Here is a 10,884-nt window from a genome sequence, read left to right as displayed (position 1 = left end):
AGCAGGCTGAGCGAAAGATAGATGACGTTCAGCGTGCTGACCATTCGACGGGGGAGGAGTCCGCGTGTCGCAGCCCGACATGTCCGGCTGGGCCACCGGCCGGCTGCTGTCGACCGCGGCCCGGCTCGCCGAGCACGCCTGGGACGCCCACCTGGCGCGCTGGGACCTCAACCACGCCAGCTTCGCCGTCCTGCACCTGCTGTCGGGCGCGCCCCGGTCGCAGCGCGAGCTCGCCCAGGCCATGCAGGTCGAGGACCAGACGATGAGCCGGGTGCTCGAGCGGCTCGAGCGGCACGGGCACGTCGGGCGGGCCCGCTCCACCACCGACCGCCGCCGGGTCGAGGTCTCGCTCACCCCGGAGGGACGCACAGCCCTGACCGAGGCCGCGGCCGACGACGCCGCCGAGGCCCTGCTGGGCGAGGCGGCCGGTGACCTCCCGGCCCTGCGGGCCCAGCTCATCGGGATGATCGGCGACCTCTCCGCCCGCCGATGGGCCCCGCCGGACTGAGATGCTTCCCCGGTGCCGACCGCCCTCCCCGCCCACCGTCGCGAGGTCCTCGACGCCCGCATCGAGCGCTGGCTCCCCGACCTGTTGGCCGGCCTGACCCCGCTCTACGCCGACCCCGTCGCGGTGGCCGACCGGCTGGTGGCCCTGGCGACCGCGGCCTTCGCCGCCCGTGAGGACGAGCTGCACGCCCTGGACCTGCGGCGCTCGCTGGCGCCGGACTGGTTCCAGCGCGAGGACGTCGTCGGCTACGCCGCCTACGCCGAGCGGTTCGCCGGCCGCGACCTGGCCGCGGTGGCCGCCCGGGTGCCCTACCTGGAGTCCCTGGGTGTGCGGTACCTGCACCTCATGCCGGTGCTCACCCCCGGCCCGCCGCCCAACGACGGCGGCTACGCGGTGGCCGACTACGGCTCGATCCGCCCCGACCTGGGCACCATGGACGACCTGGCCGAGCTGACCCGCACCCTGCGCGGGCGGGGCATGAGCCTGTGCCTGGACCTCGTGCTCAACCACGTCGCCGACACCCACGCCTGGGCGCTGGCGGCCAAGGCCGGCGACCCGGCCAAGCGTGCGTACTTCCGCGTCTTCGGTGACCGCACGGAGCCCGACGCGTGGGAGGCCACGCTGCCCGAGGTCTTCCCCGACCTCGCGCCGGGCAGCTTCACCTGGGACGACGACCTCGCCGGCTGGGTCTGGACGACGTTCAACAGCTACCAGTGGGACGTCGACTGGGCCAACCCCGACGTCTTCTGCGAGTACGCGCAGATCGTGCTGGACCTGGCCAACCGCGGCGTCGAGGTGCTGCGGCTGGACGCCATCGCCTTCACCTGGAAGCGGCTGGGCACGAACTGCCAGAACCAGCCCGAGGTGCACGCCCTCACCCAGGCGCTGCGGGCGGTCGCGCGGATCGCCTGCCCGGCGCTGCTGTTCAAGGCCGAGGCCATCGTCGGGCCACGGGACCTGGTGGCCTACCTCGGCACCGGCGAGCACTGGGGCAAGGTCAGCGACCTGGCCTACCACAACGGGCTCATGGTGCAGGTCTGGTCGATGCTGGCCGCGCGCGACGCCGTCCTGGGCTCCCACGCCCTGCAGCAGCTGCCGGTACCGCCCTCCACGACGGCCTGGATCACCTACGTGCGCTGCCACGACGACATCGGGTGGGCGATCGACGACGGCGACGCGGCCGCGGTCGGGCTCGACGGGTACGCCCACCGGCGGTTCCTGTCCGACTGGTACTCGGGCGACTTCCCGGGCTCGTGGGCCCGCGGGCTGGTGTTCGGCGAGAACGAGGCCACCGGGGACCGGCGGATCTCCGGGACGGCGGCCGCCCTGGCCGGCACCGGCACCTGGGACCCGCAGGCCGTGGCCCGGGTGCTGCTGGCGCACGCGGTCGTCTTCGGCTTCGGCGGCATCCCGGTGCTGTGGTCCGGCGACGAGCTGGGGCTGGGCAACGACCCGCACTGGGCGCAGGAGCCCGGGCACGCCGCGGACAACCGCTGGGCCCACCGCCCCCGGCTGACCTGGGGCGCCGACGACCGGCCGGTGCCCGACTCGCCGGCGGTCGCCCGGGGCATCGCCGCACTCACCCGGGCCCGCGCGACGCTGCCCCAGCTGCACGCCTCGGTGGCCGCACGGGTGCTCGACCCGCGCGACCCCGCCGTCCTGCTGGTGGCCCGCGAGCACCCGCTGGGCACGGTGCTCGGCGCCTACAACGTGGCCCCCGAGCCGCGGCACGTGCCGCTGCAGGTGCTGCGCGACCTGGGCCTGGACCCGGCGCGGGTGGTCGACCACCTCACCGGCGCGGCCCCGCAACTGGCCGAGGACGCCGTCCAGCTGGCCCCGTACCAGGCCCTGTGGCTGCGCTGACCAGTTTTTGTTGAGAGTTCATGCATCTCGGCGTACGGTCGTGCCCATGAGCTCGATCTTCGACCCGCAGGTGCCCGCCGGCGCCTTCGACGACTTCCTCGTCGACGCGCTGCCCGCAGCCCGGGAGCAGCGCAGCTGGACCGGGGCCGACGGCGCCCTGCCGAGCCTCTACCTGAGCCACGGCGCGCCCCCGCTGTTCGACGACGGCCCGTGGATGCGCGACCTGCACACCTGGGCGCTGTCGATGCCCAAGCCCAAGGACGTGCTGATCGTCAGTGCGCACTGGGAGTCCGCGCCGTTGTCGATCTCGTCGTCGGCCGCACGCACCCCGCTGGTCTACGACTTCGGCGGCTTCGCCCGCCGGTACTACGAGATGACCTACGAGACCCCGGACGCCTCGGCCCTGGCCCGCCGAGTGGCCGGCGCGATGCCGGACGCCGAGCCGGTGCACGAGCACCGCAGCCGCGGCCTGGACCACGGAGCGTGGGTGCCGCTCAAGGTCATGTACCCCCTCGGCGACGTCCCGGTGCTGCAGCTGTCCCTGCCCACCCACGACCCGCACCGCCTGCTCGACCTGGGTCGACGCATCCGTGAGCTGCGCGCCGAGGGCACGCTGGTCATCGGTTCGGGGTTCATGACCCACGGCCTGCCGTTCCTGACCCGGGAGTCGATCGCCTCGGGGCAGGTGCCCGGCTGGTCACGCGACTTCGACGCCTGGGCCGCCGAGCTGCTGGCCGCCGGCGACGTCGAGGGCCTGGCCCGCTACGCCGCCGACGCCCCCGGGCTGCCCTACGCCCACCCCACGGTCGAGCACCTGAGCCCGCTGTTCGTCACCCTGGGCGCGGCCGACCACCCCGAGACCCCGGTGACCACCACCGTCGACGGCTGGATGATGGGCCTGTCCCGCCGGTCGTTCCAGATCACGTAGGGGGCTGGAACGGCCCAGGTGAACTGATGGGACGACCCCGTCCCAGGAGCCCGCGGCGTGCGGAGCGCGTCGTGGGGTGGGACGGGGTCCTCCTGGTCACCAGCGGAAGGTGCCGACCGTCGTCCGCAGGTCGCCGGCCATACGGGCCAGCTCGTCGACGGCGACCCGGGTCTGCCCCAGGGCCTGGGTGGTCGCGCCCGCCGCGCTGGAGACGCCGGTGATGGTGCCGGCGATCTCCGTGGTGCCCCCCGCGGCCTCGGCCACGCTGCGCGACATCTCGTTCGTCGTCGCCGTCTGCTCCTCGACCGCGCTGGCGATGGTGAGCTGGTAGTCGTTGATCTGGCCGATCACCGTGCCGATGCGCCCGATCGCCTCGACGGCACCACCGGTGTCGTGCTGGATGGCCTCGACGCGGCGGGCGATGTCCTCGGTCGCCCGGGCGGTCTCCTGCGCCAGCTCCTTCACCTCGTTGGCCACCACGGCGAAGCCCTTGCCCGCCTCACCGGCGCGAGCCGCCTCGATCGTGGCGTTCAGCGCCAGCAGGTTCGTCTGCTCCGCGATGCTCGTGATCACCTTGACCACGTCACCGATCTCCTTGGACGACAACCCCAGCTTCTGGATGGTCTGGTTCGTCGACTCCGCCTCGCTGACCGCCTCCGCCGCCACCCGGGCGGCCTCGTTGGCGTTCTGCGCGATCTCCCGGATCGAGGCGCTCATCTGCTCCGCGCCCGCAGCGACCGTGGCCACCGACCGGGAGACCTCCTCCGCCGACCCGGACACCGCGCCGGACTGCACGCTGGTCTGCTCCGCCGAGGCCGCGATCTGGGCGGCCGAGGCCGACAGCTCCTCGCTGGAGGCCGCCACCGCGTCGGCCGAGCCGACGACGGAGGACATCAGGCCCCGCAGCTGGTCCTGCGCGGAGGCGAGGGCGGTGGCCATGCGGCCCAGTTCGTCCTTGGTGTCCACCTGCGGCCGCACGGTCAGGTCGCCCTGCGCCAGCGCCTCCAGGGAGGTCTGCACCTCGCGCACCGACCGGCGGATGCCCCGGACCACGACCCAGGCCAGGCCCGATCCCAGCAGCACCATGCCCACGAGCGCGGCGATCATCATCCAGATGGCCTGGGCGGCCTCGTCGTCGGTGTCGACGATCTGGGTCCCCGCCTCCTGGCTGGACCGGTCGGACTCGGCCGAGAAGTCGTCCATGACCCGGTCGACCGCCGTCTGCAGGGACCCGGTGAGCACCAACGCCACACCTGCCTCGTTGCCCGCGTCGGCCGCGCCGACCAGCTGCTGGTCGGCGATCGTGTAGTAGGTCGACAGGTCGGACCGGAACTGCGCCCAGGCGTCGGCGTCGATGGCGTACGAGCCGTAGTCCTCGATCTTCTGGTCAATGTCGGTGCGGCGCTCGGCCAGCTCGGCCGTCATCGTCACCCTGTCCTCCGGGCTCAGCAGCGCGTACCCGGCGTACCGGGCCCGGTCGCCCTGGTAGGCCCGCTGCAGCTCACCGAGCGCGACCAGCTGCACGATGTGCCCGTGGTAGAGGTCGTTGGCCTCCGCCCGCAGGTAGCTCAGCCGGGAGACGGCCAACCCCGTCAGGGCGGCGGCGAGCACGCACACGACGACGACGATGGCGCCGATCTTGACGGCCACGGGACGATCGCTGATCCAGCGCACGATGACTCCTGCTGAACTGATCCGATCAGGTACCGGATTCAGCCGTCACAACGGTCACGTACGTCACACCCTTGAGCCGCCCGGGGGCATCGTGACCCGATCGGGGCACGACCGGTGGGTCACCGGCCGGCCGGGGTCGACCTGTCGACGCAGGTGTCAGGCCTCGCGCGGCGGGGACTTGACCCCCAGCACGGGGCAGTCGACGTCGAGCAGGATGCGCTGCGCGGCCGAGCCCATGAGCAGCTTGCCCACCGCCGAACGCTTCCGCAGGCCGATGACCAGCAGTTCTGCGCCGGTCTCGCGGCAGACGTCGGCCAGTTCCTCGGCGGCGTCCCGCCCGCGCACGGGCTGGCGCACCTCGGTGGTCAGGCCCGTGGCGGCCAGCTCGTCGTGCAGCGCACGCAGCCGGTCACCCCGCACGAACTCCTCGTCGACCAGCGCATCGCCGCGGGAGGAGTTGACCACCACGAGGGAGGCGCCCCGCCGGTGCGCCTCGAGCACGCCGTGCTCGAGGGCGGCCCGGCCGCGGGGATGGGGCACGTAACCCACGACGACGACGCTCATGAGCCCCAGCCTTCCCGGTTCGCTGCCTTCTGCACCTCACGGTCCTCCTCCTGGTCCCGGGCCAGCTCCGCGGGGGTGGCGCGGCGGCCACGGACCGCACGCAGCACCACGGGCCCGACCAGCGCGAGCAGGGCCAGGATGAGCACCACCCGGCTGAACCAGCTGTCCACCAGCACGGACAGGTCGCCGTCGCTGATCGCCAACGCCCGGCGCAGGTTGGTCTCGGCGATCGGGCCGAGGATCAACCCGATGACGGCCGGGGCCACCGGCCAGCCGAAGCGCCGCATCGCGAACCCGAGCAGACCCAGCCCCAGCAGGATCACGAGGTCGAGGGGGTCGGCGTTGACGGCGAACGAGCCCAGCGAGGCGAAGGTGAGGATGCCGGCGTAGAGGTACGGGCGCGGGATCTTCAGCAGCTTCACCCACAGCCCGACCAGCGGCAGGTTGAGCACCAGCAGCATCGCGTTGCCGATGAACAGCGAGGCGATGAGCGCCCACACCAGCGGACCCTCGGTGGTCAGCAGCGTCGGCCCGGGCTGGATGCCGTAGCCCTGGAAGGCGGCCAGGATGATCGCCGCGGTCGCCGACGTCGGGATGCCCAGGGTCAGCAGCGGCACGAGCACGCCCGCGGCCGAGGCGTTGTTGGCCGCCTCGGGCCCGGCGACGCCCTCGATGGCGCCGTGGCCGAACTCCTCGGGGTGCTTCGTGAGCTTCTTCTCCGTGGCGTAGGAGAGGAAGGTCGGGATCTCGGCGCCGCCGGCGGGCATGACGCCGAACGGGAACCCGAACGCGGTGCCGCGCAGCCACGGCTTCCACGAGCGACGGAGGTCCTCCCGCGTCATCCAGCTGCCCTTGTGGTCGATCACCTGGACCGAGCCCTTGCGCAGCCGGCTGGCCACGTACAGCGCCTCGCCGACGGCGAACAGCGCCACCGCCACCACCACGACGTCGATGCCGTCGGACAGCTGCGGGATGCCGAGGGTGAAGCGCTCCTGGCCCGAGAGCACGTCGGTGCCCACCAGCCCGAGGTAGAGCCCCAGGCACAGCGACGCCAGCCCGCGCAGCGGCGAGGAGCCGAGCACGCTGGCCACCGCGACGAAGGCCAGGACGGCGAGGGCGAAGTAGTCGGCCGTCGTCACGCCGATCGCGACCTCGACCAGCGTGGGGGCGACGAGGGCGAGCAGCAGGGTGGCGATGGTGCCGGCGACGAACGACCCGATCGCCGCGGTGGCCAGCGCCGCGGAGCCCCGGCCGGCCTTGGCCATCTTGTTGCCCTCGAGCGCCGTCATGATCGACGCCGACTCACCGGGGGTGTTGAGCAGGATCGACGTCGTCGACCCGCCGTACATGCCGCCGTAGTAGATGCCGGCGAACATGATCAGCGCGCTGGTGGGCTCGAGCACGTAGGTGGCCGGGAGCAGGAGGGCCACCGTCATGGCCGGCCCGATGCCCGGCAGCACGCCGACGGCGGTGCCCAGCAGCACGCCGAGCAGGGCGAAGAGCAGGTTGACCGGGGTGATCGCGTCGGCGAACCCGCCGAGCAGGTCGGAGATCGCCATCTACAACCAGCTCGTCAGGAACTCGAGAACGACGCCGCCGGGCAGCGCCACGTTCAGCGCTTTGACGAACACGATCCAGACCACGCAGCCCACCGTCAGGCCCACGAGGAACGGCCGGACGGCGGCGGCCGGCGTCAGCCGTCCCTGCAGCGTCGTGGCCACGGCGGCGAACATCAGCGCCACCGCCAGCGGCCAGCCCACCACGTTGATCAGCAGGGCGTGCGCGACGAACGCGACGGCGATGACCGCCACGGCCCGCCAGTCGGTGGGGGCGTCGGGGTCGACGTCCTCGCCGTCGTCGGCCGGGCCGCGGTCCCCGCGCAGCACGCGCAGGGCCAGCAGCGCACCCGTGGCGACGCTGAGCCCGCCGACCGCGTAGGGGAAGAACCGCGGGCCCACCGTGTTGCTCGACCCCGGGACGGCGATCGCCCCGGCGTCGACCAGCAGGTACACCCCGAGTGCGGCCAGCAGCACCGCGCCGACCAACTCGCCGCTGAACCGCCCCGGCCGCTGCGCGACGGGGGTTGCGGAGGTCTCCGCCGCCACCGACTCCTCGGCCTCGTTCACTCGATCAGCCCGATCTCGGTCAGGACCTGGCGCACGCGGGTCTCCTCCTCGGCGAGGAACTCGCCGTACTCGTCGCCGGTCTGGAAGGTGTCCAGCCAGCCGTTGGCGTCCAGCGCCTCGGCCCACTCGTCGGTGTCGTGCGCCTCGGTGACCAGCGCGATGAGGTCCTCCCGGGCGCCGTCGGACATGCCGGGTCGGGCCATCAGGCCGCGCCAGTTGGTCACCTCGACGTCGAAGCCGCTCTCGAGGATCGTGGGGACGTCGGGCACCGCCTCGGACCGGTCGGCGGTCGAGACGGCCAGCCCCTTGAGGTCGCCGCTGGTGACCTGCGGGCCGTAGTCGGCGGTGCCCGAGATGCCGGCCGCCACCTGGTTGCCCAGCAGTGCCGACAGCGACTCACCGCCGCCGGAGTAGGCGATGTAGTTGACCTGCAGGGGGTCGATGCCGGCCGCCTGCGCCAGCAGCCCGGCCAGGATCTGGTCCGTGCCGCCCGCCGAGCCCCCGGCGATCGGGGTGCCCCGCGGGTCGGCGGCCCACCCGGTCACGAAGTCCTCGAGGGTGTCGTACGGCGACTCGGCCGGGACCACGATCAGCTCGGTCTCGGCGATCAGCTGCGCGATCGGGGTGACGTCGTCGAGCCGGGTGGTCGAGTCGTTGGTGTCGATGGCGCCCACCATGACCAGGCCCATCATCATCAGCAGGGCGTCGTCGTCCTCGCGGGCGAGCTGGCCGATGCCGATGGTGCCGCCGGCGCCCTCGACGTTGAAGACCTGCACGTTGCGGGCGATCCCGGTCTGCTGGATCACCCGCTGCAGCGTGCGGGCGGTGGTGTCCCACCCGCCGCCCGGGCTGGCCGGGACCATCATCCGCAACCGCGAGAGGTCACCGGGGGCCACAACGGTGCCGGCGCAGGCCGCGAGGGTGGACACGGCCGGCAGGGCGAGGGCGCCGGCCAGGAATCGTCGGCGGGTCAGCGCCACGGCCGGGCCCGCAGGTGGTTGGCGATCACCCCGTGACCGTAGGTGAGGGTGAGCTGTGCGTCACCTGTTCGCAATGGACAGAAGTGCCTCAGACGCCCAGGGCGCGGGCCAGCTCCTCGAGCAGGTCGCGGACGCCGTCGAGGTCGGCCACCCGCAGCGAGGCCGCGGTGTCGCCGGCGCCGACCTTCACCGAGGCCGACCCCGTACGCGGGGCCAGGGCCGTGAAGGCGTCCTCGTCGGTGAGGTCGTCGCCCAGGTAGAGCACGCCGTCGGCACCGAGCTGCGCGGCCAGCCGGAGCACCGCCGTCCCCTTGTCGGCGTCGGTGACGGCGAGCTCGAGGACGTCCTTGCCCGGCTTGGCGGTGTGGTGCGGGCCCGCCGCCGCGGCGGCCCGCTCCAGCAGCGCGGTCGCGGCGGCCCGGTCGGCGACGGTGCGCACGTGCACCGCGACCGCGGCCGGCTTGACCTCCAACCGGGCGCCCTCGACGGCGTCGACCAGCGGGCCCAGGGCGTCGACCAGCAGGTCGCGCTCGGCGGCCACGGCCGGGTCGAGCCCGTCGTCGGTCTCGGCCCCGTGGCTGCCGACGAACCGGAAGGGCTCGCCGAACCCGGACGTCGTGCGCAGGTCGTCGACACCGCGGCCGCTGACCAGCGCCACCACGACGCCGTCGGCGGCCGCCAGCCGGCGGAGGAGGGCGGGTGCCCACTCCTCGGGCACGGCCTCGCCCGGGACGTCGCGCAGCCGGGCCAGGACGCCGTCGTAGTCGCTGGCCACCAGCAGCGGACGACGCCCGGCGAGGGCGGTCAGGTCGGCGGTCAGGTCGGTGGTCACCGTGCCTCCTCCTGCAGGGCGGCGAAGAACGAGGACGCCCAGTGCTCCAGGTCGTGCCTGGCCAGGTGCCGGCGCATCGCCTTCATGGCCTTCGCCGACTCGGCGGGGTCGGCCCGCAGCGCCCGCATGAGCTGCTTCTTGACGCCGTCCTTGTCGTGCGGGTTGACCAGGTAGGCCTGCTTGAGCTCGGCGGCGGCACCGGCGAACTCGCTGAGCACCAGGGTGCCGGCGTTGTCGCTGCGGGCGGCGACGTACTCCTTGGCCACCAGGTTCATGCCGTCGCGGTACGGCGTCACGAGCATGACGTCGGCGGCCCGGTAGAGGGCGGCGAGCTCCTCGCGCGGCATCGACTGGTTGAAGTAGTGCACCGCCGGGCCGCTGGTGGAGCCGAAGACCCCGTTGATGTGCCCGACCTGCTGCTCGATCGTCTCGCGCATGGTCACGTAGTGCTCGACCCGCTCGCGGGAGGGGGTGGCCACCTGCATGAACACCGTGGACGGCGCCTCGACCAGCTCGTCCTCCAGCAGCTCGAGGAAGACCTCGAGCCGCACGCTGATGCCCTTGGTGTAGTCCAGCCGGTCGACGCCGAGGATCACCTTCTCGGGGTTGCCCAGCTCGCGACGGATCTCGGCGGCGCGCTCGAGCACCTCGGGCTTGCTGGCCAGGGACTCGAAGTCGGCGACGTCGATCGAGATTGGGAACGCCTTCGCGGTGATGGTGCGACCGTCGTAGGAGATCGTGCTGCCCCGGGTGGGCAGGTCGTGCAGCCGGCGGGCCAGCTGCACGAAGTTGCTGGCCGCCGCGGGCATCTGGAAGCCGATGAGGTCGGCGCCGAGCAGGCCCTCGACGATCGCGTTGCGCCAGGGCAGCTGGGTGAACAGCTCGTAGGGCGGGAACGGGATGTGCAGGAAGAACCCGATGGTCAGGTCGGGGCGCAGCTGGCGGAGCATCGCGGGCACCAGCTGCAGCTGGTAGTCGTGCACCCAGACGATCGCGCCCTCGGCGGCGACCTCGGCGGCCTTCTCCGCGAACCGGCGGTTGACCTGCACGTAGCTGTTCCACCAGGTGCGGTGGTACTCCGGCTTCTCGACCACGTCGTGGTACAGCGGCCACAGCGAGGCGTTGGAGAAGCCCTCGTAGTAGAGGTCGACGTCGTCCTCGGTCAGGCCCACCGGCACCAGGTGCATGCCACCGGACTCGAAGGGCTCGGGTGCGTCGCCGGCCTTGCCCGACCACCCGACCCAGGCACCGCCGCGCCCGGCCACGAACGGCTCGAGCGCGGTGACCAGGCCACCGGGGCTGCGGGTCCAGCTCACCGATCCGTCGGCGGCGACCACCTGGTCGACCGGCAGGCGGTTCGCGACCACGACGACGGGGCTCTCGGAGTTCTGCTCATCTGCCATACCGAC

The 10,884-nt window shown here is 73.0% G+C and carries 10 protein-coding genes; 3 read left to right on the top strand and 7 right to left on the bottom strand.

The annotated features are described in order from the left end of the window. Window positions 1–64 precede the first annotated feature (64 nt). Genes BLP29_RS05350 through BLP29_RS05340 form a run of 3 tightly spaced genes read left to right on the top strand, consistent with a single transcriptional unit; the run spans window position 65 to window position 3,299 of the window. Window positions 65–508: a MarR family winged helix-turn-helix transcriptional regulator gene (locus BLP29_RS05350; RefSeq protein WP_207798327.1), complete on the top strand. Its 444-nt coding sequence runs from the start codon at window positions 65–67 to the stop codon at window positions 506–508. A 12-nt stretch (window positions 509–520) separates the two neighbouring features. Next, window positions 521–2,371: an alpha-amylase family protein gene (locus BLP29_RS05345; protein WP_092800974.1), complete on the top strand. Its 1,851-nt coding sequence runs from the start codon at window positions 521–523 to the stop codon at window positions 2,369–2,371. Between the two features lie 46 nt (window positions 2,372–2,417). Continuing rightward, entirely contained in the window at window positions 2,418–3,299 is an 882-nt protein-coding gene (locus BLP29_RS05340; RefSeq protein WP_092800971.1) for a dioxygenase family protein, read from the top strand. A gap of 96 nt (window positions 3,300–3,395) precedes the next feature. Here BLP29_RS05340 and BLP29_RS05335 read toward each other — a convergent pair whose 3' ends face one another. From BLP29_RS05335 to BLP29_RS05305, 7 genes are all read right to left on the bottom strand, one after another. Further along, window positions 3,396–4,973 carry a methyl-accepting chemotaxis protein gene (locus BLP29_RS05335; RefSeq protein ID WP_243469715.1) on the bottom strand — a complete coding sequence of 526 codons (1,578 nt, stop codon included), beginning with the start codon at window positions 4,971–4,973 and terminating at the stop codon, window positions 3,396–3,398. Between the two features lie 156 nt (window positions 4,974–5,129). Next, on the bottom strand, window positions 5,130–5,537 hold the full coding sequence (locus BLP29_RS05330) for a universal stress protein (protein WP_092800965.1): 408 nt from the start codon (window positions 5,535–5,537) through the stop codon (window positions 5,130–5,132). Then, window positions 5,534–7,096, bottom strand: coding sequence for a tripartite tricarboxylate transporter permease (locus BLP29_RS05325; RefSeq protein WP_092800962.1), 1,563 nt, complete (start codon window positions 7,094–7,096; stop codon window positions 5,534–5,536). The genes BLP29_RS05330 and BLP29_RS05325 overlap by 4 nt, the downstream gene beginning before the upstream one ends. Further along, window positions 7,097–7,663, bottom strand: coding sequence for a tripartite tricarboxylate transporter TctB family protein (locus tag BLP29_RS05320; RefSeq protein ID WP_207798326.1), 567 nt, complete (start codon window positions 7,661–7,663; stop codon window positions 7,097–7,099). Then, on the bottom strand, window positions 7,660–8,643 hold the full coding sequence (locus tag BLP29_RS05315) for a Bug family tripartite tricarboxylate transporter substrate binding protein (RefSeq protein WP_092800959.1): 984 nt from the start codon (window positions 8,641–8,643) through the stop codon (window positions 7,660–7,662). Before BLP29_RS05315 ends, BLP29_RS05320 begins: the two co-directional genes overlap by 4 nt. Window positions 8,644–8,731: 88 nt before the next feature. After that, window positions 8,732–9,475 (bottom strand): trehalose-phosphatase, encoded by a 744-nt coding sequence (otsB, locus tag BLP29_RS05310; protein WP_092800956.1) that lies wholly within the window; start codon window positions 9,473–9,475, stop codon window positions 8,732–8,734. Next, a complete protein-coding gene (locus BLP29_RS05305; protein ID WP_092800953.1) occupies window positions 9,472–10,878 on the bottom strand; it encodes an alpha,alpha-trehalose-phosphate synthase (UDP-forming) in 1,407 nt (468 codons plus the stop codon). The genes otsB and BLP29_RS05305 overlap by 4 nt, the downstream gene beginning before the upstream one ends. Window positions 10,879–10,884 lie beyond the last annotated feature (6 nt).

The sequence above is a fragment of the Klenkia marina genome, assembly GCF_900101025.1.
Taxonomy (GTDB): Bacteria; Actinomycetota; Actinomycetes; order Mycobacteriales; family Geodermatophilaceae; genus Klenkia; species Klenkia marina.
Note: the sequence above shows the minus strand (reverse complement) of the source record. Positions and strands in the feature narration are given on the sequence as shown.

Coding starts and splice junctions, on each gene's coding strand:
- BLP29_RS05330 (WP_092800965.1), bottom strand. CDS start 5,537: ATGAGCGTCGTCGTCGTGGGTTACGTGCCCCATCCCCGCGGCCGGGCC.
- BLP29_RS05340 (WP_092800971.1), top strand. CDS start 2,418: ATGAGCTCGATCTTCGACCCGCAGGTGCCCGCCGGCGCCTTCGACGAC.
- BLP29_RS05305 (WP_092800953.1), bottom strand. CDS start 10,878: ATGGCAGATGAGCAGAACTCCGAGAGCCCCGTCGTCGTGGTCGCGAAC.
- BLP29_RS05325 (WP_092800962.1), bottom strand. CDS start 7,096: ATGGCGATCTCCGACCTGCTCGGCGGGTTCGCCGACGCGATCACCCCG.